Source organism: Arthrobacter sp. NPDC058288, assembly GCF_042880995.1.
Taxonomy (GTDB): Bacteria; Actinomycetota; Actinomycetes; order Actinomycetales; family Micrococcaceae; genus Arthrobacter.
This window is the reverse complement of record NZ_JBHVYH010000008.1, coordinates 25548-52029: the sequence shown is the minus strand read 5'-3', so window position 1 is coordinate 52029 and position 26482 is coordinate 25548. Positions and strand designations below refer to the sequence as shown.

The 26482-nt window shown below is 63.2% G+C and carries 27 protein-coding genes and 2 pseudogenes; 8 read left to right on the top strand and 21 right to left on the bottom strand.

The features are described from left to right. Nucleotides 1-56: 56 nt before the first annotated feature. The 4 genes from ACFVWT_RS18475 to ACFVWT_RS18460 form a co-directional block, all read right to left on the bottom strand. Entirely contained in the window at nt 57-350 is a 294-nt protein-coding gene (locus ACFVWT_RS18475) for a helix-turn-helix domain-containing protein (RefSeq protein WP_390250358.1), read from the bottom strand. Between the two features lie 2 nt (nt 351-352). Continuing rightward, nucleotides 353-622 (bottom strand): hypothetical protein, encoded by a 270-nt coding sequence (locus ACFVWT_RS18470; protein WP_390250356.1) that lies wholly within the window; start codon nt 620-622, stop codon nt 353-355. 153 nt (nt 623-775) lie between these two features. Continuing rightward, nucleotides 776-1345, bottom strand: a complete 570-nt coding sequence (locus ACFVWT_RS18465; protein WP_390250354.1) for a single-stranded DNA-binding protein — start codon at nt 1343-1345, stop codon at nt 776-778. Between the two features lie 53 nt (nt 1346-1398). Further along, nucleotides 1399-1677: a glutaredoxin family protein gene (locus ACFVWT_RS18460; protein WP_390250352.1), complete on the bottom strand. Its 279-nt coding sequence runs from the start codon at nt 1675-1677 to the stop codon at nt 1399-1401. A 404-nt stretch (nt 1678-2081) separates the two neighbouring features. On the opposite strand from ACFVWT_RS18460, the gene ACFVWT_RS18455 reads away from it, so the two are divergent. From ACFVWT_RS18455 to ACFVWT_RS18445, 3 genes are read left to right on the top strand one after another with little or no spacing between them, the layout of a single operon-like run. Continuing rightward, nucleotides 2082-2306 (top strand): DUF2188 domain-containing protein, encoded by a 225-nt coding sequence (locus ACFVWT_RS18455; RefSeq protein WP_390250350.1) that lies wholly within the window; start codon nt 2082-2084, stop codon nt 2304-2306. A gap of 37 nt (nt 2307-2343) precedes the next feature. Then, complete coding sequence (locus tag ACFVWT_RS18450) at nt 2344-2775, top strand: hypothetical protein (RefSeq protein WP_390250348.1); 432 nt, start codon at nt 2344-2346, stop codon at nt 2773-2775. Between the two features lie 43 nt (nt 2776-2818). Next, nucleotides 2819-3328 (top strand): hypothetical protein, encoded by a 510-nt coding sequence (locus ACFVWT_RS18445; protein ID WP_390250346.1) that lies wholly within the window; start codon nt 2819-2821, stop codon nt 3326-3328. A 316-nt stretch (nt 3329-3644) separates the two neighbouring features. Here ACFVWT_RS18445 and ACFVWT_RS18440 read toward each other — a convergent pair. The 5 genes and pseudogenes from ACFVWT_RS18440 to ACFVWT_RS18420 form a co-directional block, all read right to left on the bottom strand. Beyond that, nucleotides 3645-4496, bottom strand: a pseudogene (locus tag ACFVWT_RS18440) (chromosome partitioning protein ParB); the annotation flags it as partial. Between the two features lie 24 nt (nt 4497-4520). Beyond that, nucleotides 4521-5063 carry a hypothetical protein gene (locus tag ACFVWT_RS18435; RefSeq protein WP_390250344.1) on the bottom strand — a complete coding sequence of 181 codons (543 nt, stop codon included), beginning with the start codon at nt 5061-5063 and terminating at the stop codon, nt 4521-4523. Between the two features lie 4 nt (nt 5064-5067). Then, a complete protein-coding gene (locus tag ACFVWT_RS18430; protein WP_390250342.1) occupies nt 5068-5670 on the bottom strand; it encodes a hypothetical protein in 603 nt (200 codons plus the stop codon). Then, on the bottom strand, nt 5667-6128 hold the full coding sequence (locus ACFVWT_RS18425; RefSeq protein WP_390250340.1) for a hypothetical protein: 462 nt from the start codon (nt 6126-6128) through the stop codon (nt 5667-5669). Before ACFVWT_RS18425 ends, ACFVWT_RS18430 begins: the two co-directional genes overlap by 4 nt. 1 nt (nt 6129) lies before the next feature. Beyond that, entirely contained in the window at nt 6130-7182 is a 1053-nt protein-coding gene (locus ACFVWT_RS18420) for a hypothetical protein (protein WP_390250338.1), read from the bottom strand. Nucleotides 7183-7337: 155 nt separating this feature from the next. Between ACFVWT_RS18420 and ACFVWT_RS18415 the strand changes: the two genes are divergently transcribed. Beyond that, on the top strand, nt 7338-8141 hold the full coding sequence (locus tag ACFVWT_RS18415; RefSeq protein WP_390250336.1) for a hypothetical protein: 804 nt from the start codon (nt 7338-7340) through the stop codon (nt 8139-8141). A 2-nt stretch (nt 8142-8143) separates the two neighbouring features. On the opposite strand, the gene ACFVWT_RS18410 is transcribed toward ACFVWT_RS18415, so the two are convergent. From ACFVWT_RS18410 to ACFVWT_RS18370, 9 genes and pseudogenes are all read right to left on the bottom strand, one after another. Then, a complete protein-coding gene (locus tag ACFVWT_RS18410) occupies nt 8144-10228 on the bottom strand; it encodes a tyrosine-type recombinase/integrase (RefSeq protein ID WP_390250334.1) in 2085 nt (694 codons plus the stop codon). After that, a complete protein-coding gene (locus tag ACFVWT_RS18405; protein WP_390250736.1) occupies nt 10225-11349 on the bottom strand; it encodes a tyrosine-type recombinase/integrase in 1125 nt (374 codons plus the stop codon). Before ACFVWT_RS18405 ends, ACFVWT_RS18410 begins: the two co-directional genes overlap by 4 nt. 71 nt (nt 11350-11420) lie before the next feature. Further along, nucleotides 11421-11915 (bottom strand): annotated as a pseudogene (locus ACFVWT_RS18400) (ParB/RepB/Spo0J family partition protein); the annotation flags it as partial. Between the two features lie 622 nt (nt 11916-12537). After that, on the bottom strand, nt 12538-12687 hold the full coding sequence (locus tag ACFVWT_RS18395; RefSeq protein WP_390250332.1) for a hypothetical protein: 150 nt from the start codon (nt 12685-12687) through the stop codon (nt 12538-12540). A 186-nt stretch (nt 12688-12873) separates the two neighbouring features. Beyond that, nucleotides 12874-13857 (bottom strand): DUF4192 family protein, encoded by a 984-nt coding sequence (locus ACFVWT_RS18390; protein ID WP_390250330.1) that lies wholly within the window; start codon nt 13855-13857, stop codon nt 12874-12876. A gap of 657 nt (nt 13858-14514) precedes the next feature. After that, nucleotides 14515-15423, bottom strand: coding sequence for a DNA-processing protein DprA (gene dprA, locus ACFVWT_RS18385; protein WP_390250328.1), 909 nt, complete (start codon nt 15421-15423; stop codon nt 14515-14517). Between the two features lie 436 nt (nt 15424-15859). Next, on the bottom strand, nt 15860-16426 hold the full coding sequence (locus ACFVWT_RS18380; protein WP_390250734.1) for a recombinase family protein: 567 nt from the start codon (nt 16424-16426) through the stop codon (nt 15860-15862). A gap of 181 nt (nt 16427-16607) precedes the next feature. Beyond that, complete coding sequence (rapZ, locus tag ACFVWT_RS18375) at nt 16608-17429, bottom strand: RNase adapter RapZ (protein WP_174177432.1); 822 nt, start codon at nt 17427-17429, stop codon at nt 16608-16610. Between the two features lie 98 nt (nt 17430-17527). After that, complete coding sequence (locus ACFVWT_RS18370; RefSeq protein WP_174177434.1) at nt 17528-17884, bottom strand: hypothetical protein; 357 nt, start codon at nt 17882-17884, stop codon at nt 17528-17530. A gap of 352 nt (nt 17885-18236) precedes the next feature. On the opposite strand from ACFVWT_RS18370, the gene ACFVWT_RS18365 reads away from it, so the two are divergent. The 3 genes from ACFVWT_RS18365 to ACFVWT_RS18355 all read left to right on the top strand — a co-directional run bounded on the left by ACFVWT_RS18365 (nt 18237) and on the right by ACFVWT_RS18355 (nt 21311). After that, nucleotides 18237-19352, top strand: a complete 1116-nt coding sequence (locus ACFVWT_RS18365) for an ROK family transcriptional regulator (protein ID WP_306971289.1) — start codon at nt 18237-18239, stop codon at nt 19350-19352. Nucleotides 19353-19402: 50 nt separating this feature from the next. After that, on the top strand, nt 19403-19555 hold the full coding sequence (locus ACFVWT_RS18360) for a hypothetical protein (protein ID WP_174177438.1): 153 nt from the start codon (nt 19403-19405) through the stop codon (nt 19553-19555). Between the two features lie 64 nt (nt 19556-19619). Further along, nucleotides 19620-21311 (top strand): ribonuclease J, encoded by a 1692-nt coding sequence (locus ACFVWT_RS18355; protein WP_174177440.1) that lies wholly within the window; start codon nt 19620-19622, stop codon nt 21309-21311. A gap of 56 nt (nt 21312-21367) precedes the next feature. On the opposite strand, the gene ACFVWT_RS18350 is transcribed toward ACFVWT_RS18355, so the two are convergent. After that, a complete protein-coding gene (locus ACFVWT_RS18350) occupies nt 21368-22663 on the bottom strand; it encodes an MFS transporter (protein ID WP_174177441.1) in 1296 nt (431 codons plus the stop codon). A 57-nt stretch (nt 22664-22720) separates the two neighbouring features. Further along, nucleotides 22721-24238, bottom strand: a complete 1518-nt coding sequence (locus ACFVWT_RS18345) for a SulP family inorganic anion transporter (protein ID WP_174177443.1) — start codon at nt 24236-24238, stop codon at nt 22721-22723. A 173-nt stretch (nt 24239-24411) separates the two neighbouring features. Between ACFVWT_RS18345 and ACFVWT_RS18340 the strand changes: the two genes are divergently transcribed. Beyond that, nucleotides 24412-24771 carry a MerR family transcriptional regulator gene (locus ACFVWT_RS18340; RefSeq protein WP_306971290.1) on the top strand — a complete coding sequence of 120 codons (360 nt, stop codon included), beginning with the start codon at nt 24412-24414 and terminating at the stop codon, nt 24769-24771. Between the two features lie 22 nt (nt 24772-24793). On the opposite strand, the gene ACFVWT_RS18335 is transcribed toward ACFVWT_RS18340, so the two are convergent. Then, on the bottom strand, nt 24794-26389 hold the full coding sequence (locus tag ACFVWT_RS18335) for a peptide chain release factor 3 (RefSeq protein WP_306971291.1): 1596 nt from the start codon (nt 26387-26389) through the stop codon (nt 24794-24796). Nucleotides 26390-26482: the final 93 nt, after the last annotated feature.

Genomic DNA, 26482 nt, shown 5'->3' with positions numbered 1-26482 from the left:
CCCCTCCTATTGCTGCTCCGCTGCGATTCGTTTCCCGGGAAAGCCGGCGCGCGCTTTCATTGCGTGTCCTCTGCGGGAGTGTCGCCTTCCGGGAGCAGGCCGGACGCGATGCTCTCTGCGGTCTTCTGGTAAGCGGCATCAATGTACGCCGCCAGATCGTCTTGCCTGACCCTCCAGATCCCCCTTCCACCGAATTGGGCGGCCCTCAATTCGCCGCTTTTCACCAGCGCATAGACCAGTGGTTTTCCGAGGTTCAGGATTTCCTGGACCTCGTCCAGGGTGAGCATCCTCGGAAACGGCACGGCCGTGGGCACGGCCGTTTTGTTCACTTCGTCGGTCCACTTCGCCACGGTTACGTTTCCTCTTTTCGGTGCTGCATTTCGTTCATGGTTCTCTGTCCGCGGCGCAGTTCGCCGGCCTTCACCGGCGGCCACGGCTTGCCGCCGTTGTACTTGCGCTGCAGGCGCTTCACCTCACGCATGCTCGCCCGGACAATAAGGTCCGACACGCTCGCGTCGCCTTCCTGCAAGCCCGCCGCTTTGTACGCGGCCCGGACCTGCCCGGCTTGTTCCTCGGTGTAGTACGGGGTGAACGCAGGATACCTTCCCGGCTTCTTCGCCATCAGGACCCCTGCCTCTTGCTAGACGGCACGCTGTGCCGCCGGCCACGGGTGTCATCGAAGGTGGGGATCTCGGTCATGGTCTGTCCTGTTGTGGTTGCTGGCCCGGATGGGCTGAGCGGGGTATCGGTGCGTGGGCGTCAGTGTGTCGCCAGCTCACCAGTATGCCGGTTCACCGTTAGGGCCAGGCCTGTTGATCCGCCCCGTCGGATTGGCTTCTTTCCCGAACCACGGGTCATCATCAGCGAACTGCGGGGCGGGTTCACTGATGGGCCGGTAGGTGTCATCCCCGCCGTCCCGCCTGTCGTCCTGGCCGTCACTGTTGCCCTGGCCTGCGTTGCGCGTGCGGCTGACCGCCACGTTTTGGAATCGCATGGACAGGCCGATCTCTTCGACCTCGAGTTCGATCACGGTGCGCTTCTCCCCGGTCTTCGTCTCGTAGGTCCGGGACTTCAGCAACCCGGAGGCAATGACGCGCATGCCCTTGGTGAGGGATTCCGCGACGTGCTCGGCTGCGTCCCGCCAAATGCTGGCGGGCAGGAAGAGGGTTTCGCCGTCCACCCATTCGTTTTTCTGCCGGTCGAAGGTCCTGGGCGTGGAGGCGATGGTGAAGTTCGCTACCGGAATGCCTTCAGTTTTCCCGAACTCACGGGAAACCTGGGTCCGACGCAGTTCGGGATCGTTAGTGAGGTTGCCGATTACGGTGATGCTGGTTTCGCCTGACATTGGTTTCGTTCCTTCTCTGCTGGTTTCGTTTTGGCGGGATCAGGTGATTGTTTCTAGGCTTCGCGGACGCGACGGCCGGCGGCTGTTTCGATGCTGATGATCTGGTCGATTCCGGCGGGGTTCAGGCCGGACCAGTGGTTTTCGGTGCCGTCCTTGTCGTAAACGACGACGGGGACCTGGGAGTAGCCGAGCTCTTCGGTGATGTACTCGAAGGCTTCCGGGCTGGTGGTGACATCCACTTCGTGGACGGTGATGCCGGCCTCTGCGAACTTCTGCTTGGTCTTGGCGCATCCAAAGCATCCGGCGGGCTTGGTGTAGATGGTGAGAGTCATTTTCAGTCCTCGGTTTCGTATCACTTTTAGTTAGGTTCGACTGGCTGACTTGCTACCTCAATTTTAGCAATCATTCAACTGAATGAATAGACGTTTTGGCCTTATTTCTAGGGGTTTTTAGTCCCCATTTCATGAGCAAATTGAGCGGTGGGACCGTCCGCAGACTGGCGTAAGCCACCCTGTGCCTGGTCCTCGGAATAGAGCCGCAGTAGAAGTGACAACCCCGTGGAGGGGAGCGTCCGTTTCGGCCTCGGCTAATCGTTCACAGCTGATCGTCCACGGCTGATCTTTTGCGGCCTTCGGCCGCGGCTCGTCCTTGCGGATGGTTGCGTCTGCGTCGTTCCGGAGGTGCATATGTGTAGCGTGTCCGGGGTAAGTAATCCGTGACAGAGAAAGAGATTTCAATGGCCCAGGGTGATATCGAGACGTACTACGAAGACGGCGTGTGGAAGAACAAGCGCGAGGGAACCGACCGCGCATTTTCGACCGGTGGCACGAAGGATGAGGCAATCGCTGAGGGGCGGGAAGCTGCGAAGCGGGACAAGGTTGAGCACGTCATCAAGAACCAGGACGGGCAGATCGCCAGCAAGAACAGCTACGGGAACGATCCGCGGAACGTTCCGGGCTAGTCGTGGCTGAGGGTATGCCGGCGGGGCTTCCCCGCCGGTGCCCTTGGTGCTGGCCAAGGTGGTTTCCCGGATCCCGGCCGCCAGCGCGCTACCCGGGGGCTGTCTCTATGAACCCAAGTGGGATGGCTTCCGTCTCGGAATTTCTGTGGACGATGGCGCAGCGTCCTTGTGGTCCAGGCAGGGAACTGATTTGGCTAGGTTCTTCCCTGAGCTGGTTGCCGCTGCAGAAGAACAGCTCCCTCCCGGGGTTGTCCTGGATGGCGAAGCAGTCATCTGGTCAAAGGGCCGGCTGGACTTTGATGCGCTGCAGCGCCGTATGACGACATCGAAGACGCAACTGGCTTCACTGGTACGGGAACTCCCGGCGTCGTTCGCGGCGTTCGATCTGCTCGCGGTCGCCGGCCGCGACATTCGCGGTGTTCCGCTCTCAGGCCGCCGGGAACTGCTGGAGGCGCTGGCCGCGGATTAGCGCCCTCCGTTGAACCTCTCCCCCCGCCACGAGGGACCGGGAGATGGCGCAGCGCTGGTTTGAGGAGATGCCGGCGACGGGCATCGAGGGTCTGATCATCAAAGGGGCAGCACAGACCTACGACGGTGGACAGAGACTTTGGTCGAAGGTCAAACACAGAAACGTCTTGGACGGAGTGTGCGGCGCGGTGATCGGCAGCAGGACACAGCCCACAGCCATCGTCGCGGGCCTGGTCTTTGACGGGCGGCTCCAGATCGTTGGACGGTCCTCGGTCCTCTCGTCGAAGACGGGGCGTGAGCTGACCCGCTACCTGCGGCCGCCGACAGCGGCCCATCCGTGGCCGGAAGAGATCAGCCAGGGCGCTCTGGACAGGTTCAGCAAGGACAAAGGACCTGTCCGACTGACGCTGGTGGAACCTTTAGTCGTGGAGGTTTCGGCAGATGTCGCCTGGTCCGGCCGGTCTTTTCGCCACGCACTCAGATTCTTACGTGTCCGACCGGAGCTGGATCCGGACGGCGTTGGAATCCCCTCGATGCTCGGGGACCAGGGTTAAAAGCGGCAAGGCCGGCGCGAGCCGGCCTTGCCTTGGTTTCCCTCTGCAAAGGAAATCTATGGGTTCGGCTTAGCTGAAGTATGTGTGGAGTCATTGATTGCTGCCCCTCGCGGGGACCTCATTGTTCCGTGGCGGCGCGGCTCTCAGGGTTATTCGTTTGGGGGGCGCGTGAACGGCGGTCTGCCGCTGGTGAGTGGCTGCTGTGGTTCGCCCTGGGCGGCGGACCGCCCGACTTCTGGAAGGTTCGTTGCCCTCTTTGGTTGAGTGGCCGGGGCCCTGCCGGGCGGTGGGGTTCCGCCCGGCAGGGGATTTCAGATCAGGCGGGGGTTTCCGTCTTTTGGCCGCTGTCGATGATGATCTGCTCAACTTCGCTGGCGGTGTATCCCCATGTGACCAGCTGGTTCAGGTAGTCCCGGTGGGTCTGGCTGGGTGAGCGCCAGGAGTCCTTTTGGATGGTCTTTTCGTACCCGGCGCAGATCAGGGCGATCAGTGCGAACTCGGGGCGTGCGGTGGTCTTCGCGACGTGCTCCCTCAGCGGGTTCCACGCCCACTGATTGGACTCCCCGAATTTCGCTCCGACCATTTCAGCGGCGACCTTGCCCTCGTACCCGCTGGCGGTTTCCGAGTGGTGGGTGATGGCGTGGACGGTGAAGTACTGCCAGCCCTTGGGGGCCTGCTTCCTGGCCAGCAGATTTTTGACCCATTCGCGGCGGACCGTTGTGGCTGACTGCATCAGCTTGTTGTTTTCGATCAGGGTCTTTCGTTCGGCTTTCTGTTCCTCGGTCATGGGGCCTTTCGGGGCCGATGACGTGCCGTAGCCGCTGTAGTAGCGCAGGGTGAGGCCGAGTTCCTGCCAGCCGGTGACCACGGCGACGGCGGCGTGCTCGCCCCTATAGTCCGTCTCGATGTAGACGGCATTTCCGTCTTCGTCGGTGGCCGGCTCCCCGTCTGCCCTTTTCAGCGATGTGACTCTGAGGGTTTCGCTGTCCTCTCCGTAGCCGCATTCGGGAACAACGGTGGTTCCTGCCGCTGCCAGCTCGGCGGTGAGCGCGGCCAGCGCGGCGGCGCGGTCCCGCTTGTCGCGGAGCTGCTGGGTGACGTGCAGGAGCATGTCAGCTTCGTCCCGAATCACTGATTCCAGTTCCTCGGTCGCGTCCGCGTCGTCCTCGATTATGTGGACAGTTCGGATTGGTCAAGCCGTCGACGGATTCCGCCGCCCCACCCACGTTTCATGCTCTCCGGCCACCTGCAGCCCTGCTCTAAGTCTTCCTCGCAGAATGCCCACCCGTGTCCTGCCCTCGACCAATTGCAGTCCAATATCCGATGGCTCCAATAAGCGTCGCTCGAGAGCGATTGGGGGGACCAGCCATGTTCCTTCTTCCTCCCATGCCTTTCGAACAGCAGGATGGGGCCTGCTTTTGAGTCCCATCCAGTAGCCATGGTTGGCGGCATACTCCTCAATGCAATCGCCGTCGCTGGCACCCGTTTCCATGACCAGGAAGTGGTTGGCCGGTACTTTCTCCAGCGTCCAAGTGATCAGGTAGATGTCCAAGGAGCCGTAGTCCCTCAGGAATGAGTCGTTGAACCCGTGATCCCAAAGCCACTGCCGGACGACTCCTTTTGGCCAGTTGAGCGCTGCTATGTCAGCTAACACTTGAAACCGTTCGAAGGCGTCATCGTCGGATATGAACTGCGAATCCAGTCTCTTTGAAAGATTCTTTAAATAGACGGGCATAGCTTCACTCCCCCGCCGGCACTTGAGCCTGATTGAGGTCCTGAGCCCCTGCTGCGGCACCTCTGCGTGACGTTGTGCCGGGGCGTACGAACAGGGCCTTAGGTCTACGAAAACTCTCTAGGTGATCTCTTACCGCTTCTTCGAAAGCGATTTCGTAGTCCAGCAGATCTGAGAGATCGATGAGGGAGGCGTCGATGTTCATCTCAGCGTCATCAGTTATTGGAGCTGCCTGCCATGCGGCGCGGCAGGCACCACCAGCCTGGCGCCTGAGCTGCGCTAAGAGTTTGTCGAAGGCTTCGCCCAGCGCTTGAGCCTCACCGATGGTCCAAGCTTCGTAATACGCAAGATCGCTTTGGATTAGACGAAATATCTCAGAAAGCCTTACACGTTCCTCGGCTGGGGAGTCAGCGTTTCGCCGGCGGATGGCGTACGGGAGCTCCTTGTAGTTGAACACGGCCTGCTGCGCTGATGCGCAGCGGTCTCTAACCGTGTTGCGCTCCTCTTCCAAGGATTTCCGTCGTGCGAAGTAGATGTTCGCTCCAAAGCCGACCACGGCAGCAAGAACGGAGCCGGAGAGGATAGCCTGCAGCAAAGTGTCGGAAGTCATGCCCTCTCCTTTTCGGGAGAGTGCGGGGCTTCTTCACCCAGCCACACTCCATTTTCCCGCCAATATGCTTCCTTGAAGAGATGCTCCTGAATCATGCCAAGGAGAGCCAGCAGGCCATCTTCTGGAAGCCACTGCCTGTCGGGAGGATCCCCTGGATACCAGATGCAAAGACGGGTGCCCTCGCGTTCCAGATATCTGTGGGGTGAAGATGACCGTCCAGCGGGACCATCCGCGAAAATGGCAGGGTTCCTGCCCAGTTTGTGCCGGAATTCAATCTGTACCTTGCGGCTGTCGTAGCCCGGAACGTCCAGTGTGAGGATGTAGACGTCGTACAACTTTCCCCCTCGTCGGGCACGCCCGATGAACATGTCCGGGAAAGCGAGCCGAGCAGACTGCTCAAGACGGCGTCTTCTGGGAAAGTCCTCAAGCCAGGAAAAAGGTTTGCGGGGATAGCCCAAGTCAGCGCTCCTGCCATTGGCCAAAGGACCGCGGACGCTTCAGCGTCTGTCCCAGGTCCGATGAATTGAGCGCCCCAGCCGTGGAAATTGCAAGGTGACGGGAGTCCTGTAGCGCGGCAGCGATGCGCGCTTTGGACTCCTGGGCAGGCAATCCTGAGACAAAGTCCGGCCACAGTTCCGAAAGTTCCTTATGGACCCGGTACTCGTCGTGATCATGTGCGAGGGCAGCAGATAGCCTGTCTGCCGAGATCTGAAATTTGTCCGCGGCTGATTCCCGATCTTCGCACTTAATGGGAGCGGAGACGCCCGCAGGGTCTGGTGTAGCTCGGCGGCGCAAATCCCGGGTCCCCTCGGACCACATGGCGAGCAGTGCTTCCGCCTCCCCCATCCCAGGCTTCACAAACATCCACGCCAGCGCCTCGATGTTGAAAGAACAGAGTTTCGGCACCGCATCTGCTTTATTCGCAGCTTTCGCCAGCCGAATTGCCCGTGCCCGGGTAACCCGCAACGACTTGGGCTCATCAGTGAGCAAGCGCGTGTGCTCTTCTGGGTCGGAGGGATCCCACCGGTCCTTTTCGAGGTTTGGAATCCAAAGCCCGGGCTTATCCTTCCGTTCAAGTCCGGTCACCAGATCAACGGTGGGATCTTCACCATTCGGCAATGGGGCATTGAACTCTATAAGGATGGCGCGCTTAGTAGATCGAAGGGTGGCGGCCGGGTAGTCAGCCACAACGGTGGAACGGATGTGATCCAGAACGTCCTTCACGATGTCGGCCGGGCCTTGCTCGGAAATAGAGTCTGGCCCCAGATCGCGGTGAGTCACCCTACTAAGAACTGCGCCGCAGTCGGCGTCCAGCCCCTTGTCCCGCTTGTGGATAGGACAGTTGGCTGTTGCGTGTGCCAAGGATCCAGACGGGAACGAGCGCTGCATTCCGGGAAACGTCAGGGCTGCGGTCCGGACCAAATCCCTTCGCGTCCTCGCTTCCTTCAACACTTCGTCAACAGGTGCCAGCTGCTGTCGTACGTCGGTCAGCAGATCCTGTGTGTATCCCATAGTCTGTCCCCTCGAACCATTGGCTTCACAGGAGGTGGAGCCTTCTTCCATCATGCCTGCCGGCACTGACAATCCGCGGGGATTAGCTAGCGTCGGCGACTCCTTGCACGTACACTCCCGGTATGAATCCTCGGGGGACGGGGAAGGCTCCGATTTTGCTTATCGTGATTCTTTCCATTGTGGCAGTGGCCATTGCGGGCGGAGCCATCGCAGCGGGCATCATAGAATCCACCAAGAAGGCGCCCGTGAAGGCTGCATCCTCCACGGCGGTTGAACAACATACGTCCTTGAAAGTCGATCCGGTTCAACCCACGTCGATTCCCAAGCCGACGCCCAACACAACACCGTCGAGATCGGTAGCAACGACGAGCACGGCTCCAGGCGAACCTTCCGCAGTGGCACCCGAAGTCGTCCAGACCCTGCCAGCGAGCACGCCCTTTGCACCGTCGCTGCCAACCGCTACTGTTCCCGCCGCGCAAAAGACAATCTGTCCGTCGGGTGTTGTCTCCTCGGGACTAACCGACATCACTGTGGTGAACGAGAGGGATTCAGTCACGAACGTCTTCACCGTGGTGGACATCCTTGGCCATGGGGCGATACGTAATGACACCACAGCACCCATCCACGTATTCAGTGGCGAACCATCTGTTAAAGGGCTCGATGTAGATGGGCGGGTAACTACCTACCTTGACGCTGAGTTTGATTGGAAGCCTGCGCCCGGGGAGCCTCGGCCAGCTGAAATCACCGTGCAGCCGGGAGAGATGCTCTCCTACGTGGTTGCCGAGCAGGGACTGTCATCATCGACTCTACGCAAGACAAAGGCCTGGTACGTAGATCCGAAGGATCTATTCGAAGGCTACTCGGATTTTCGGACGTACGTCGATTGTCCTGCGGCGCCCGTAACCGCATTTCCCGGCGGTCCGAGCATCATGAATACCTACGTTCCCCGGGGCCAGTAGCGCTACGCCTGGAGGTCGTCGAGAAGCTGCCTAATGCGCCGCTGCACGGCTCGGTGCCTTTCCACCTCGCGCAGCCAGCCGCGAACCTCAGCGTCGGTAACTAGTTCCTCTTCGCGTTCGAGTCGTGCCTTCAGTCTCGGTGCGTATTCGCTCGTGGTGAGGAACTTCGGACAACTAAGCATCAATTCGCACTCACAGGGCCCTTCTGCTGGCAGCCGCAGGCAATGCCCGAGTTCGAGCTCGGTCTTAAGGAAGTTGGTTTGAAGCCAATGAATGGACTCGTCGTCGAGGCTTCCATTCATCAAGGCTTCCGCCGCCGGTCCAGCGATTTGGTGGCCGGAAGCGAGTGCTTCCTCGTATTGGCGCCGGACTTCGGGATCCGAGATCCTGCTGTAGATCATGGACATGGCAGCGCTCTTGTGACCGAGGATCGCCATGATGGTCTGGATCCTCGCTCCCCCTTCGGCAAGCTGTGTGCCGAGGGTGTGGCGCAGCCTGTGTGCGCTGACGGTTCTGGTTCCGTTGGAGTCGACGAGGCCGGCGGCGGTGCAGGCTTTCTCGAAGGCGTCATCGAAGAGGGTCGCCGATGACAGGAGTTTGCCTTTGCGAACGAAGATGTAGTTCTCAAACCGGCCGGTAGTGGGATCACGCCGCGCTACTGCCTTCATCGCCTTGGCCTGGTTGATTGTCTCTTGAAGGGCAACGGCCGCGTCGGCATGCAGTGGGATGAGGCGTTCGGAATGGCCTTTGCCGACTGGGATCCGCAGCCTAGGGTGGCCGCTGGTGTAGGCATCGAGGCAGTCCCAGGTCAATCGACGGATCTCGTCCCGTCTTGCACCGGACCATCTCAGCAGCAGCAACGCGGTCCGCTGCAGTGGGTCGGTTAGACCTTCTATCGCGGTCATTAGTGCGTCCAGCTCGTGCCGAGGCAGGTATCGGGGAATTGTCTCCTGCCTGCGGGGTGCGTCCCGCGTCGTGAGCAGCGGGCCGCCTGGAACGTCGTCCCAACCCCACATGCTGGTATCTCGGCAGAATGCTCCGATGGCATTTATCTCGTGCTTGCGGGTGGTCACGTGTAAGGGTTGGCCTGTGTTCTGGCTTGGGTACGTAGGTAGCCAGCGGAGGTATTCCTCAATCAAGGCACGGTCCAGCTGGTCCAGGGATGTGATGTCAGGGTGTTCACGTCCGAGCCAGTTCACAAACCGCCGCAGGCCCTCCCTGGCAATCCTGACCGTCTGTGGGCGGTCGAACTGTGCCTCAAGACGGATGAGGAGATAGCGTTCGACGACGGCCCGGATCCGGGGTGGGCAGCGTTCCGGGAGTAGGTTTTCTTCCCAGCTCTTGCGGCGCTTCGTGCCGGCCAGGGGCGGGTCGGTGACCTGCCCGATGTTAAACAGCAGGACGTGCAGGCAGTGGACTTTCGCCAGGTGAGCTTTGGCGAAGCGTTCGCCGGCGTTGTCGCCGGTCATCTGCCAGGGAGACTTCTGATAGAGAGCGGCCCGGAGCTGTGCGAAATCCTCCCGTTCGCCAAAGGACCTTATCTGCTGAGCCATATCAAAAAGGTCCTCGGCGGTGATCGCCGTGATATCGGGGTCGCCGCGATGCAACAGGAGTCGACCGGCCGCCCAGGTTAGGTTGGTGCGGGATGGATCGGGACGGTATCCCAACTCAGTCAGACGCGTCGTGTGAGCCTCAAAGAGGTCCAGATCCACTCCGAGCCCCTTGCCGCCTGCTTGGATGCTGAAAAGCCGGGCGTACTTTCGGACGAACAGGAAATCGTAATCCAGTCCGACGCCATGCACGAGGGCCAAGTAGACCAAGTAGCCGCTGGCGTCGAAGGTGTCAGTGCGCCCTGTGGCGCGAAGGGGTCCACCTGTGAAGCCGGCACGGACGAGAAGAGGCGCTTGGAACCAGTCCTCCAGATCAGGCCAAGCCCGAACAAACCGGCGATAGGATGCAATTCGCTGGTAGCGGGCCGCGTAGTGGGGGATAAACGCCTTGACCCACGCAGCGTACTCTGCCTCGGTGACGTGTCGGCGTGCGGTAGGAACGGTTGTCCGTGCAGTTGCCCTTGCAGCGGAGTTCACTGGAGGGCGCCCAAGGCAGCGCGGTACTCGTCGCGGACCTGTGAATCCGACACCCTGGTATAAATCCTGGTCGACTCAGGAGATGCATGCCCGAGGCGTTGTTGGAGTGCCAACTCGCGCATGCCAGCTTCCCACATCAGGGTCGCGTGTGTATGACGCAAGGCATGCGGTGTCTTCTCAGGTGCCCGCAGCCCGAGCCTGTCCAGTCGGCGGGCGAACATCCGCACCAGTGCTTCGTACGACAGCGGATCACACGACCGAGCGCCGCGGCCGCCAACGAGGAAGAGAAACGGGCTCTCCGATTGGGACGGCCGTTCACGCATGACATATCGGTTGACGGCGTCCAGGGTGCGGGGTTCGAGGACATCAACAACGCGTTCCCGGCGCGATTTCCCTCTCGCTCCGCGGGGATGGTCATCGCGCTTTCGGATAGTCACGCGCCGATGCCCGTACGATACGTCCTCAAGATGCAGGCTCAACACCTCCCCTGGACGCAGTCCCCCGTCAAGCATCAGCAGCACCATGGCTAGATCCCGCAGACATGTCATGCTGTTCAGCAGAGCCTCAACCTCCGGTATGGCCAAGGGACGCGGCAGCCTCAACGGCAGTTTGACCCTGATCTGTCGCCGCATCGGCTGCTGCCTGCTTGCACCGCCCGTAAAGGGCCGGTGCCTTTCACTCACCATGACCAATGCCCGATCAGGGTGCCGTCGCATGGGGTTCTCCGCGTCGAACAGCTCGGCGACGATGGCCCACTCATAGAAGCTTGATACAGCCGCCAGCACACGGGCAACAGTGGCCGCGGCCAGCAGCCGACCCTCGGGGCCGGTCATGGCAAGACCAAGCCGCTGTGCCGGTCTCCGGCTCGGTCGCTTCCTCAACCAGCCCAAGAAGTTCAAAGCCACAGCGGGACGGAACTCGCCCCAGTCCGTGCCCGTCTCGTTGAAGAATTCAAACAAGTTCTTTAGGTCAAACCCGTAGGCAGAAGCAGTGTTCGGACTCCCTCCGGAATCCAGGATGTGTTGCAAAAACCTGCAGACCGGGACCACCGCTGAACCATCAGCACTCAATAGCAAGACAGCGGAAACCGTCCCGGATGACTTGGTCGTAACAACCCGCATCTGCGTCACCTCTCCAGTGCAACACCCCTTGGCCCACGCGACTGAGAGGCGCGCAGTGTCCACATAAGAAAGAACTCGGCCAGAATCAGGGCTTCCTCCACGGTGTAACCCTTGCCCAGGGCGGCGGCTCCGGTGTCGGTGGATTTGGCTTTGAGGGCGCTTTCGACGGTGGTCTTGGTCCTGCCGGTCTTCTTGGCAATCGAGGCGGCGGATACGCCGATCAGGGACAGCTGGTGATAGGCGTCCGCTTCATCGGCTTCGGTCAGTGCGGCGCGCTGGATGTTCTCCACTACCTGCGTCACGATGCGCTCGGCTTCTTCGGGGCTGTTGATGATCATCACCGGGATAACCTCGCGTGCGGCTTCGACGGCGGCGCGGGTGCGGCGCTGGCCCATCAGCACGTGCACGGTTCCGTCGTCTTTACGGTGGGCGATCACGGGTTCCATCACGCCGTGTTCCTTGATGCTGGCAATGAAGTCAGCGGTCAGGGCGGCATCCTTCCGGACGTTGATGTCAACGGTCAAGGTCGCCGGGTCGAGCATTTCAAGCGTGGGTGTTGCGTTCATGGTGTTTTGTCCTTTTGCAGAGGCTTCCGGTGGGCGGGGCGACCAATGGTGACCGGCCAGCTCCCCTCTCCCCCCGTTGTTTTTGGCTGCTGGCGAAGCTTGCGGAGCTGTGCCCGTGGAGTCCCGTCTACCCGCAGGGCAAGACACGGAAAATCTTCGGAGGAAATTAGCGAGGAACGAGCGCCGGAGAAGAATTTCCGTGGCGCAGGCCCCGACGAAGGAGGGGCTAGAGGGGCCGGAGCGGGCACGTACAATCCGAAGGACAGCAGCCAAAAAACGTCGTAGACAAACAGGGCCGGGGTGTCCGGAGCTCTGCGACGGCGCACCCTGGACCCAACAGCCGGCCGCGCCAGCGGACGCCCATCAACTGACCGAAGCGAAGCGAAGGTCAGGGCCCTCTTCACATAGGAGAAGGGGCCCATACGATGCGGTCGGAACTCAATCCTCTCCATCGACCCGTGCGTCCACGGCAGCCCCTTCTCACCCGCACAGTACACCGATGCACTGGTTCGGTGAACCTTGGCGCACAGACAGGAAGAGCCGGCACATCTGAATCGTGCCGGCTCTTCCTGTTTCCTCTGCAAGGGAATCTATAGGCGCAGCAGTTTCGCTGCGTCTGGCTTTAGAAGTTGTGATGTTCCTGGGCGTGCACCGCGTCCACGGGGCCCGTCTTTTCGCCGGCCGTGAGCAGCTGCAGCTCGATAATGTCTTCGGCCAGGCTGGCGTCAGCCGCCGGCTGATCATCCTCGGTCAGGACGTATTCGTTTCCCACAGTGGCGATCCTTCCCGTGTGGAGGTTTTCTCTCACTGTAGTCCGGGATCCTGCAGGTTCACTGTGCGCCGGGCTCCGCCCGCGTCAGCGTTATCGGCGGCCGGAGGAGCGCTAGCGGGGGAGGCCGCCCCGCCGTCGGAGAGGCCGGGGCGGTGTGGTGATCCGGCCCGGCCTCTACGGTTTTTGTTAGATCAGGGGGTGCTTGTAGGACGTGTCCGGGTCCCGGGCGACGTCGGCGATGTGTCCCCGGTTGATCAGTTCCCGCAGCAGGACTGCAAGGCGGAACGCGGGCACGTCCTCCGCGGCCAGTTTCAGGTACCGGTCCGCTTGCGTGCCGTGGCCCTTGAGCCATTCAAGCCAGCCCATGAGGGTCAGCAGCGGTGCGCGCTGCCCTTCGGGTACGGCTTTCATGATTTCGAACGCAATTGCCTCGGCGCGGTCCACCCTGTTCCAGTCCGGGCGGGCGGTGAACTTTCCGGTCATGACGTCACCGAAACTGCCGTTGTGGGTGTTGATCGTGTCGCGGAAAAGGTAATCGCGGATGTACTTGTGCTGGAACGCAGATGCGAGTGCGCGGGCGGTGTCCTTGTCCGGCATGTCCGTGGCGTCCAGCGCTGCCGCCCATGCTTTGCACGCGGCCTGCAGGTCCGCCTCGGTGCCTTCGGGTGCCTCCACTCGCGGTGCCCAGTTGCCCAGCAGTGCCGGGTTGTAGATATCGAGATCCGTGGCGGACCCGAAGTAGGTCAGCGTGGCGTTGGCGTTGCTGTCCGTGATCGTGTCCAGAGAGTTTGTTTCCGTGCTGCCGTAGGCGACCCAGTAGGTGCTGGTGACCAGCCAGACCTTGCGGACGGGCATTTGTGCGGTGGCCAGCTCGTTACCCAGGGCCGCGACGTGAGCGGCGTAGGGGAACTGGCCGTCCTCGCCCGCTTCGTCGGTGTAGATGATGATGTAGCTGGCCGTGGCCTTCTCGTCGTTGGCGGCGTAGGTGGTCATCATCTGCGCGTAGTCCAGCGGTGAGGACTCGGCCGGGGCGTCCACGCGCAGGGTGGCACCAAGCGCTCCAGCGCGTGCCGTGAGAACCACGAAGGATTCTTTAGGCTGTGTGCCGAGCAGGTGCGGAACGGTGGCGAGCAGGTCAGCGGCGCCGGAGATGGTCAGTTTTTCGTTCATGGTGTGTTGCTCCTTTTGCAGAGGATTCCGGTGGGTGGGGCGATCAATGGTGACCGGCCAGCTCCCCCCTCCCCCCCGACGCTTCTATGTCTGTCAAGCGGCTGGAAAGGTGCGGGCGCGGACCAGTAGTGGGGCGGTTCAGGTGACCGGCCAGCGTCCCCTCTCCCCCCGTTGTTTTGGCTGCTGGCGAAGCTTGCGGAGCTGTGGCCGACGGAGGCCTGTCTACCCGCAGGGCAAGGGGCGGGAAATTCCCGGAGGAAATCAGCGACGAAGGAGCGCCGCAGGGAAATTCCCGGGCCGCAGGCCCCGACGAAGGAGGGGCTAGACGGGCCGGAGCGGACACGTACAATCCGTCAGGACAGCAGCCAAAACGTCGTAGACAAACAGGGCCAGGGACGGCGGAGCCCTGCGGAGCCGTCACTGGCCCCACAGCCGGCCGCGCCAGCGGACGCCCTTTCCTGGTGAGCCCTGCGAACCCTCCATCAGCACCCCGAGTCTTTCTTTCGGCGTCCCTGGCATTGGCGGCCGCGCGCCCACGGTCGCCGGCAGTGAGTGTGCGAATGGCGGTCCGCCGCAGCCGACCCACGGCGCAAGCCGGCCACGACGGCGGACCGCCAGCGGTGACCGCCCCGGCAACGGGACGGCCACCTGAAGGGGTTAGTCTGCGAGGAGTTCGGCCAGTTCGGCCGCATCGGACACCAGCACCGCCGTGCCTTCTTTCAGGAGCCGGTGGCATCCTGCGGAGTTGGCGCTGTGCACGCTGCCGGGGACGGCCGCGACGTGCCGGGCTATGGTTTCGGCGTGGTGTGCGGTGTTCAGCGCCCCTGAGCGCCAGCGCGCTTCCACGACACAGGTCACCCCGGCGAGGGCGGCGATGATGCGGTTTCTCTGCAGGAACCTGTACCGGGTCGGGGCGGAACCGGGCGGGAGCTCTGAGAGCGTCAGGCCGTTGCCGCGGATGGAGGCCGCGAGGTCAGCGTTACCAGACGGGTAGTCACCGTCAAGGCCTCCGGCCAGTACCGCGAGGGTCGCCGGTCCTTCTCCCTGGCTCCCGGCCAACGCGGCCCGGTGCGCGTGCGCATCGATGCCATAGGCCAGCCCTGAGATCACGCAGATTCCACGTTGAGCCAACCCGTATGCCATATCCCCTGTAACGGAGGCGCCGTAGCTGGTGGAATCCCGGGAACCGGTAAGGGCCACACACTTCGAAGGCGCTGGGATGCCGTTGTCGATGTTGCCCCGATACCAAAGCCCGTACGGGGCCTCGGGCAGATCGTCCAAGCCTTCCGGCCAGCGGTCATCTCCTGGGATAAGGAACCCGCCACCCAGGCGTTCGATGGTTGCCAGGTCCTTCTCCGGATCGACCTCCGGAACCCGCGGAGCCCATCGTCTCAACGCTTCTGACAGTTCTTCGACCGTGGCCTCCTGAATGGCGTGTACGGGCTGCGCGCCGGTGGCAAGCCTCAACGCGGCATACGCGCCGAGCCTGCCCACCAGGGCCCGACCGACACCGTCGCCGGGTTCGAAGAGTCGGGTCAGGGCTGCACGTGCAATGCGATCGTTCATGGTTTCTCTCGTCCTTTGCTGAGGATCCGGTGGGTGGGGCGGCTTTGGTGACCGGCCAGCTTCCCCTCTCCCCCGGTTGTTTTTGCCTGCTGGCGGAGCAGCGCGTAGCTGTGCCCGACGGAGCCGGGGCAACCCGAAGGGCAAGCAGCGGATGGGTTGTGAGAGGAAATAAGCGAAGCGCCGACACAACACATCGGCTGCGCAACCGTCCGCAGGACGGTTGAGCCGGTGGAGCGGGCACGTATGATCCGGAGGACAGCAGCAAAAACAGAAAAACGCTTCTACAGCCCGAGCGAAGCGAGGTCCGTGGCAGTAGCCCTGGGCCCTAGCTAGCAGTGAGACGGCTCCACGCGACGGGGACCGACCAAGGTTTCCGCCCGCTCTGCAAATCCGCAGCGCTAAATGGCACTCTCAGCGGGCGGCACCGTATCGGCCTTCAGACGGTTCGCCTTTGAAGCTCGCGATACACGGTCGTCCGTGACACCCCGAACAGTTCGGCCAGTTCGGCCTGCGTATGCTCGCCGGCATCGTGCAGCATCAGAAGATGTTTCCGCTGCGTCTTGGACAACTTGGGCTGCTTGCCTTTCAGCCGCCCCTTCGCTTTTGCGACCGCCATGCCCTCGCGGGTGCGCATCCGGATCAGATCCGCCTCAAACTCGGCCACCATTCCCAAGACGTTGAAAAGCAGCCGGCCGACCGGATCAGTCGGATCGTGGGTGCTGCCGCCGAGACTGAGGACCACCCCTTTGGCCGTCAGCTCATCCGCGATGTCCTTGGCATCGGAAAGGGAACGCGCCAAACGGTCCAGCTTGGTTACCACGAGCGTATCGCCGGCTCGGCATGCCGCCATCGCTTCACGGAGCCCAGGGCGCACCCGGTTCGCTCCCGTCAGTCCGTGATCGACAAAGATCTGCTTCTCTTCAACACCAAGGGCAAGGAGAGCGTTTCGTTGGGCGGTCAGGTCCTGGTCGTTCGTCGAGACCCGGGCATAGCCGATCTTCATTCCGGTCATAACAAACAGGGTTGCAGTAATCCCGCCATCACCGTGCATGGCATCGTGCGGGTTTTACGTACATGGTCTCGGCCAGTAATAGCGGAGGAAGTGTCAGTTTCAGAAGGCGTCTGCACTGGATGAGTGAACCCGCCTGCACTCCGGTTGGATTGGCCCGGCTCGGCGCTCTTGCCTATTCACGCCCGAGGTCGCGGTGGTGGGTGGCGGCGGTGACGTTGGGGAATTGAGCGAGACGGGCTGAGAGTGCTTCGGCCATGGCAACGGAGCGGTGTTTGCCTCCTGTGCAGCCAATTGCGACGTTGACGAAGTGTTTGTTTTCGCGGCGGTACCCGTTGATGACGGGGACCAGGGCTTGGACGTAGCGGTCAAGGAAGTCCTTGGCTCCGACGGCTTCGATGACGTACTCCCGTACTTGGGGCTCCAGGCCGGTCAGTCGTTGGAGTGCCGGTACCCAGTGCGGGTTGGGGAGGAACCGCACATCGGCGACGTGATCAGCATCCAGCGGCAGCCCGTACTTGAAGCCGAAGCTCATGACATCCACCCGGATCACAATCGTTCCGGTGGAAGAAAACAGTTCGGTGATGGCCGTGGAGAGGGAGTGGACGTTCATTTCCGTGGTGTCCAGGACAATGTCTGCAGCACTTTTGATGGGCCGGAGCGCTTCCCGTTCCGCATTGATTCCCTCAAGCGTTCTTCCGCCGGCCTGCAGCGGGTGAGGCCGGCGTTCTTTTTCGAAACGGCTGACCAGCGCGGCGTCGCTGGCGTCCAGGAAGAGCAGCCGGTAGGGAAGGTCCGCTGACAGATTGGTGCGGAGGTCGTTGAAGAAGTCGCCTCCGCGGATGTCCATGACGACGGCCAGCTTCTGGGGTTCATCGGGCGTTTTGGTGACCAGTTCGGTCAGGGCCGCCAGCAGCACCGGGGGCAGGTTGTCGATGACGTGCCAGCCGTGGTCCTCGAGTGCGTTGGCTGCACTGCTGCGCCCTGCCCCGGACATGCCGGTGACAATCAGCAGTTCAGGATGTTGTGCCGTCTTTGGATTGTCGGTTCGTGGCGGGCGCCGCACCGGGTGAACCCGTCTAACCGGCCTGGGAGTCAAGAGTCCAGGATTCCTTTCAGGACCTCGGCTTCATCCCAGGGCAACAGAAGCTGCGTTTCCTTTGATTCTCCGGAATGGCTGAGGGTCAGGTGCAAAATCAGCCCCGGCTTGTTTCCCCCTACTTTCATGGCGCTGACCGCCAGTACCCGCCAAGGGACGTCGTGCAGGGTCAGGATGCCTGAGGAGTGGCCTGCATTTCCTGCCTGATGCCTAAGGACCCAGTCCTCGCCGCTGTCCATGATCTCTTTATGGGAGGCGCACACAGGCAAGGCCTGCTCGTCCGGGCCCTCGACATAAAAAACTTCGTCCGCTCGTGCGGTGCAGCGGTTTACCGAACACTCTTGCATGGTCACTCCCCGTGTCTTGACGGCTTGTTGTGCAGGACCTTAAGGGCAGCCGATGTCCGAAGATCGGGTCAAAACCGCCATCATATCTACCATAACGTAAGAGTAGAGTCTTCGAGCAACCCCTACTCTACAATTATGACCCTAACCTAACGTTAGGGTAGAGTTATGGGTGTTCTACCTCTACCACCATTCCTTTTCCCCATCACCCGCGCCGAGGAGATGCAGCGACGTGGCTTCCCCCCGCACCAGTGTCCGCCCGGTTCCGGGCGCGCAACCGACTGTGTCAGGCGCTGCCGTATCTGCGTTCCGGGGACGACAGGACGCAGAGGTTCCTCCTGGTTCCCAGCAGGCGCTGGGCTTGCGGAACCGTGAACTGGTGGTGGAGAGCCTGCTCTCTGCGGGGCCGGCGACGCAGGCGATGCTGGCCCGTTCGACGGGCTTGTCGGCTGCAACAGTGTCGAACGTCGTAAGCCGTCTCAGGCGCGAGGGCCGGGTTCGGACTGACTTCACGGTCAGCACCGGCCGGCGGGCGGTGCTGGTGCAGTTGCAGGCCGTGAAATTCGTCGCTGCGGGGATTGAGGTCTCTGGTGACCGGATGCATGCGGTCCTTCTGAGGCCCGGCGGGGATGTTTTGGCCGGGTCCAGCACCCCGGTTTCAGACCCCGTCACCGGCGCCGATTGGTCCGCCGTCATTTCAGGTGTGCTGACGCTGCTGCTGGGTCGCCCTGAAGCTGAAGGAAGCACTCTGGGCGCGGCGGGTGTTGCCCTTCCTGCTCTGACTGGGTCCGGCAGGGAGCAGCTGCCAGACTGCCCTGACTTCCTCCTCCCTCCGGAAGAAGATCTTCAAGCCGTTTTGGGTATGGGGTTGGGTGTCCCCGTGACCGTCGCTTCGACCGCTGCCATGTCAGCGTTTGCTCATGCCAGCAGGCTGGAGGGGAACAGCGCGGCGTTGCTGTTCCTGAATGTGGGTGCTGAGGTCACGGCCGGGATCGTTATTGGAGGTCAGCCGTACACCGGCCACGCCGGACTGGCCGGCCAGCTCGGGCATATCAGGATCAATGATCACGGATTTCCCTGCCGTTGCGGCAACAGGGGTTGTTTGAACACGGTCTGTTCTGTCCCCGCGATGCTGGCCGCTTATGCAGCGGGTCGCGCACCGGTCACGCTCCAGGAATTCGTGGTCAGGGCCATCGCCGGTGACCCTGCAGCCCAACGGATTGCCGAGGGGGCTGCCGAAGCGCTCGGTCTTGCCGCGGCCGCAGCCGCGAATATCATCAACCCCCGCCACATCATTCTCGGCGGTCCACTGCGTCCCTTGGGCGCGTTGCTGCTGGACCCATTCCGCCGGACCCTGATCCGTGAAGCCAGGCCCGGCATCGGGGACGGTGCAGAAGTCAGCCTGAGCACTTTGGGCGCTGATGTCGCGGCGGCTGGCGCTGCGTTGTCTGCAGCCCGTCATATCACCACGCTTTGACCAAGACCTGTGCGGGAGCTGCCGCGCATCACAAGGAAAGAAGGAGCACCATGTCTGTATCCCAGACCATCCGTAAGACCGTTACCGTGGAGAACGCCGCGCATGCGGATGAAGTCACGGTACATTTCGAAGTGGACGTCAACTGCCAGTGCGCTTCAGGCCAGGGCGGGTCCTACACTGCCACCGAACCGCCACGCCGCTAGGCACTGCCTCCCGCGCATTGCGGGCAACAGCACAACGCCGCCGAGTCTAAGGAAACCAGCACCCATGAACCATGCCCACATCGAACATAAGACGCCGCCAAAGCTCGCGCACGGCGCCCTGCGCGTCGTCGCCCTGGGAGGCATCGGGGAGATCGGCAGGAACATGACCGTCTTCGAATACGGAGGCAAGCTGCTCATCATCGACTGTGGGGTGCTGTTCCCGGAGGACCACCAGCCCGGGGTGAACCTGATCCTGCCGGATTTCTCGTCCATCCGGGACCGGCTCCAGGATGTGGTGGCCGTGGTGCTCACGCACGGGCACGAGGACCACATCGGCGGGGTCCCGTACCTGTTGCGGGAACGGCCTGATATTCCCGTGGTCGGGTCCAAGCTGACGGTCGCGTTCATCGAGGCCAAGCTCAAGGAGCACCGGATCACACCCAAAACCGTCCAGGTCGCCGAAGGAACGTCCCTCTCCCTGGGTCCGTTCGATCTGGAGTTCCTCGCCGTCAACCATTCGATCCCTGACGGGCTGGCGATCGCGGTGCGGACCGGGGCGGGGCTGGTGCTGCACACCGGGGATTTCAAGATGGATCAGTTCCCGCTGGACCGGCGCATCACCGACCTGGCCGGGTTCGCCCGGCTGGGCACTGAGGGTGTTGACCTGTTCCTGGTGGACTCGACCAATGCCGACGTCCCGGGGTTCACCACCTCGGAGAAGGACCTGGCCCCGGCCATCGATACCGTGTTCCGGACGGCTCCGCGGCGGATCATTGTCTCCAGCTTCGCCAGCCATGTCCATCGGATCCAGCAGGTCATCGACGCCGCGCACCGGCACAAACGCAAGGTCGCTTTCGTGGGCCGTTCCATGGTCCGGAATATGACCATCGCCCAGAACCTGGGCTACCTCACGATTCCCCGCAACACCCTGGTGGATTTCCGCCGGCTGCAGAAGAGCGATGACCCCAACGTGGTCCTGATCTGCACCGGCTCCCAGGGTGAACCGCTGGCCGCATTGTCCCGGATGGCGAAGAAGGACCACGCGATCAGCATCGCCGAAGGTGACACTGTCCTGCTGGCCAGTTCATTGATTCCGGGGAACGAGAACGCCATCTACGCGGTCATCAACGCCTTGACCCAGCTCGGCGCGAACGTGGTCCATAAGGGTAACGCGAAGGTCCACGTCTCAGGACACGCCAGTGCCGGGGAGCTCGCGTACTGCTACAACCTCGTCAAGCCCCGTAACGTCATGCCGGTCCACGGGGAATGGCGGCACCTGAAAGCCAATGCCGCGGTGGCCGAAAGCACGGGGATCGACCCGGCACGCATTGTCCTGGCGGAAGACGGCGTCACCGTGGACCTGCACAAGGGCCGGGCGACGATTTCCGGCAGGGTGACCGCCGGCCTGGTTTTCGTTGATGGCGATAACGTCGGCGGCACCACCGAGGACACCCTGCGAGAGCGCCGCCAGCTGGCCGAGGAAGGGTCCGTGACTGTGCTGGCCATCCTCGATGCGGAGACCGGGGAGCTGGCCGAACCTGCGGAATTCTTCACCCGCGGGTTCGCCTGCACCGACGCGGATCTGGACAAGGCCGCTGCGGCGGTCGGCAAAGCGGTCGGGCAGGCCCGCCCGGCCCGTGGCGGGCGCGGGCCGGTCAAGGACCCGGAGGCTGTGATCGAGCAGGCCACTGCTGACTGGATGCGCCGGTTCTATAACCGGGCCCCGGTGGTAACCGCCATCGTTGTGGACGCCTAAAGGGCGATCCCACAGGTGAAGGCCAGGTCCAGCAGCGCGGCCTGGCCTTCACCTGTTTAAACCTTCGCCGGGGCGCGGCGCCGGAGTATTCCGCCGGTGCTGCCCGGTGCCGGGCAGAGCAGCGCGAACACGGCGACCCCGAGGGGGATTACCGCGGCAAACAGGGCAGGCATCACGTAGCCGCCGCTGGCGTCACGGCCCAGTGAAAACAGGATAGGACCCAGTGCGGTGGACCCGACGTTGATCGCCGAAATGACGCCCCTGATCCCGCCGATGCTGGCGGTTCCGAAGTAGTGCGCCAGGGCGATCGGTTCGACGGCGCGCACCGCTCCGCCGGCCGCGCCGAGCAGCAGACCGTAAAAGATTCCCGACAGTGTTCCGGTGACCAGGGGCAGGAACAGCAGGGCGGCAGCAAGAAGTCCCATGGAACCTGCCAAGGCCAGGCGCGGGTCCAGGCGGTGTGAGACGGCGCCCAGGATGATGGTGGCGAGGATGCCCGTCACTGTTTGCGGGATGAAGTTCGCGGCGGCTTCGGTGCTGGTCAGACCGCGGGCGGTAAGGATGGACACCTGGTGGAATGCCAGCGCCGTGGAGAGCATACCGGTCGCCGCCAGCGCTGCAGCGATGGCCCAGAAGACCGGCGTCCGGGCAGCCTGTTTGCCACTCCATAACCGCTCATGGGCGCGCCCGTCCGCACGCCCGGCTGCGGGAGCAGTTGCCCCGGCAGGATCGGGATGGGCGGGATCCTTGGCGGGGACTGTTGGTGGGCGGTGCCGCGGCAGCAGCAACACCATCGGCAGGATGACCAGCAGGACCGCTGCCGCTTCGAGCCGCCACGCCTGCTGCAGGCCGCCGGCGCTGATCAGCCGCTCCACCAGTACCGGTGTCAGGGAAATACCCGCCGATCCGACGGCGGCGGTGATGCCCACAGCCAGCCCGCGCCGTTTGGTGACGGCTTTGACGACCGCTGTGGTGGCGGCGAGGGTGAGCGCGCCCTGCCCGGCCATCCGCAGGAAGACGAACCCTGCGGTCAGGCCGAGGATTTCGGTGACGAAGCTCATCGCCAGCAGGGTCCCGGAGAAGACCAGGGCGGCTGCGGTGATGACCAGCCGGGCACCCCACTGGTCCAGGGCCCGGCCGATAAAGGGCAGGGCCAGGGCCCCGGCGAGGGTGCCGACCAGGTAGCTGAAAGAGATGTCGGTCCGGCTGACCCCGAGCTGGTCGATGAGGGGATCGGTGAAGGGTGAGAGGCCGGCCGTTTGTCCCGGCGCGCTGGCGGCGGTGATCAGCGCGGCCGCGGTAACGGTACCGGCCCAGGACTTCCGCCCGGCCCCGACGTGAGGCCCGCTCACCCCCGGCCTCCCGGGTGCGGGCGGCCGGGGGCACCGGACGAGACGCTCCTGGTGGGGTCAGTGTGCGCCGTTGAGCATCCCGCCGAGGCGTTCGCGGATGGCCGCGCTGGCCGTATTGAGCCCTTCAACTTCAACCTCTTTGCCGTAGCTGTGGTACTTCGCGGCGATGGAATCAAGCGCCGCGATGGTGGATGCATCCCACAGGTGGGAATCATAGAGGTCGATGACGATCCGGTCGGGGTCCTCGGCATATTCGAACTGCATGTACAGGTCGTTGGAGGAGGCGAAGAACAGCTCCCCGCTGACCTTGTACTTGGCGAACGTTTCCCCGAAGTGCTCTTCGATGGTGCGCTCCACGCTCATGAAGTGCGCCACCCGGCGGGCGAACGCGACCATCGCGACCAGCACACCGAAGATCACACCGATGGCCAGGTTGTGCGTGGCGACGGTCAGGACGACGGTGGCGAGCATGACGGTCGTTTCGCTCTTGGGCATGCGCTTCAGGGTGTTCAGCTGGATGCTGTGCCAGTCAAAGGTGGCGATCGAGACGAAGATCATCACCGCGACCAGGGCGGCCATCGGGATCAGCGCCACGATGTCCCCGAGCGCCACCACCAGGATCAGGACGAAGACCCCGGCCATAAAAGTGGAGATCCGGGTCCGGGCGCCGGAAGCTTTGACGTTGATCATGGTCTGGCCCACCATCGCGCAGCCGCCCATGCCGCCGGTGAAGCCCGAGATGACGTTGGCAACACCCTGGCCCCAGGACTCGCGGGTCTTGAGCGAGTGCGTATCGGTCACGTCGTCCACGAGCTTGGCGGTCATCAGCGATTCCATCAGACCCACCACCGCCATGCCGGCGGCGAACGGGGCAAGGATCTGGAACGTCTCGAAGTTCAGCGGAACGTTGGGGAAAAACAGCGATGGAAGGCTTTCAGGCAACTCCCCCTTGCCACCGACGGTGGGGACGTTGATGGCAAAGACGACGGCGGCCGCGGTCAGGACCACAATGGCCACCAGCGGCGCCGGGACCACCTTGGTGATGCGGGGCAGCAGGAAGATGATCACCAGTCCGACGGCGACCAGCGGGTAGACCAGCCACGGGACCCCGATCAGCTCGGGCAGCTGCGAGGTGAAAATCAGGATCGCCAGGGCGTTGACGAAGCCCACCATCACAGAGCGCGGTATGAAGCGCATCAGTTTGGCTACCCCGAGCAGGCCCAGGATGATCTGGAAGATGCCGGCGAGGATGACGGCGGCGATGAAGTAGTCCACGCCGTGGGACTTCACCAGCGGGGCGATCACCAGGGCTGTGGCCGCTGTCGCGGCGGAAATCATTGCCGGCCGCCCGCCGAGGAAGGCGATGGTGACGGCCATGGTGAACGAGGCAAACAGTCCCAGCCGGGGGTCAACCCCGGCAATCAGGGAGAAGGCGATGGCCTCGGGAATCAGTGCCAGGGCCACGACAAGCCCGGCGAGGACCTCAGTGCGCAGCAGGCGGGGGGAACGGAGGGTGCGCCAGACGGACTGGCGTTGCTCCGGGGTCAGGGTTGGCGCGTGGGCGGCAACAGTCATGCGGGCTCCATTTCATGGGTTATGGGCAGACGAATGCCCGGGCGGTGCGAGTGTGGGGAGGCGCCGCGCTGCGCCGGTAAAAGTAGGGGGAACTTCCGGCCCACCACCAACTGTACCCTAACGTAATGGTAGACTTCTAATCAGGAGCTGTTACCGCCCCGGAAGGAATTACTGTGCATATTGGGCAACTCGCCGAACGCACCGCACTGTCGCTGAGGACTATCCGGCACTATGACTCGGTCGGTCTGCTGCACCCGAGCGCCCGCACGGAGGGTGGTTTCCGGGTCTATTCCGAAGAGGATTATGAGCGTCTGCTGCTGATCCGGCAGGCCAGATCCCTTGGCTTTGGCCTGGACGAGATCGCGGAGATGCTTGATGTCCTGACCTCCCGCGGATCGAGGTCCCCGCAGGCTGCCCGAGACGAGCTTGAGTCGATGCTGCGTGAGGCGACAGCCCGCAGGGAAGCTTTGGCTTCGGACCTGGGGCGGGCGGACCAGTTCATCGCCGTCATCAGCGACCGGATGGCCGGCTGACCCCAGGGTGGCACGCGCGCGGTCAGGCGCCGATGTCCGTGAGCTCCACGCCGGGGTTGTCCTCGCGGAAGTGCGCGAGTTTGTACCGGTCCGCGAAGAGCGCCAGGGCTTCCCCGTCGGAGCGGTGCATGATTTCACCGCCGCGGAAGGTTTCGGGCAGGCTGGAGCCCTTCGCGTCCACGTGCATCGCCAGGGTGTAGGGCAGGGCTTCAAAGGTTGCCGGGGCGTGGAATTCCCCGGCCATGCGGTGCTGCGCCACCTCGAACTGCAGGGCCCCTACTGCCGCCAGGACGGGCGCCTGTTCCCCGCGCCGGTCCGAGCGCAGGACCTGGACCACGCCTTCGTGTTCGAGCTGGGTGATGCCGCGCCGGAACTGTTTGTACCGCCCCGGGTCTGCGGCCCGGGCGACCGTGAAGAGTTCCGGGGCGAAGTGCGGGATCTCCGGAAACCGGACCGGTTCGGTGGCGTAGAGGCTGTCCCCGACCCGCAGGCTGGCGGCGTTGACGAGCCCGACGATGTCCCCGGGCCAGGCAACATCAATGACTTCCCGGCTGCGCCCGATGACCCGGTGGGCGTACTTGGTGGCGAACGGGCGTCCCAGCCGGGCGTTGGTCAGGATCATGCCGCGTTCAAAAATTCCGGAGCAGACCCTTAGGAAGGCGATGTGGTCGCGGTGCGCGGCGTCCTGGCCTGCCTGGACCTTGAAGACGAACCCGGAAAAGCCGGCATCCACGGGCTGGTGCCCGCCCTCCGCGGTGGCGCGGGCCGACGGGGCCGGGCCGAGTTCGGCAAGCACGTCCAGCAGCTGCCGCACGCCGAAGTTTTTGGCGGCGGCGGTGAACAGGACGGGGGTCTGCCGTGCTGCGTGAAAGGCTTCCCGATCGAATTCTCCATGGGAGTCCGCGACGAGTTCGGCCTCCTCCAGCGCCTCCCGCCACTGCCCCTCCATCGCCCCGGATCCGCCCGGCACTGGTGTTTCCAGGCTGGGCAACGCACCGCCCCGGACCGCTTCCAGCCGCACCGCTTCCCCGCTGCGAAGGTCAAAGAGCCCGGTAAAGGCCCCGGCCCTGCCCGCCGGCCACGTCAACGGCACAGGAGCCATGCCGGTCCGCCCGGCAACCCCGTCGATGAGGTCAAGGGCTTCAAGCCCTGGCCGGTCCCACTTGTTGATCACCGTGATGATCGGAAGCCCCCGCCGCCGGCACACGGCCAGGAGCTTCAGGGTCTGGGGCTCAAAGCCCTTGGCGGCGTCGATCAGCATCACCGCAAAATCGACCGCTGCCAGGACCCGGTAGGTGTCCTCGGAAAAGTCCGCGTGGCCCGGGGTGTCCACCACATTCAGGACCGCGCCCCGATGGTTCAGCTGAAGGGCGGCGGAGCTGATCGAAATTCCGCGCTCCTGCTCCAGCCCCATCCAGTCCGAGACCGTCCCGTGCCGGCTGGACTTGCCGTGCGTGACCCCGGCGTCCTTGATCACGCTGGCATAGAGCGCCAGCGCTTCGGTGAGCGTGGACTTGCCCGCGTCGGGGTGGGAAATGACCGCGAACGTGCGGCGCCTGCCCGCCTCCTCGAGGACGGGCGGGCTGTGCAGGGCGGGGATGTTTGCTGTCCTGGGCATTCTGGGCCTTCCGGCTGCTCCATCGTTGATGTTCCTACGTCAACTACACTCTACCCTAACGTTAGGGTAGAGTGTAGTTGCGAAGCGTTATCA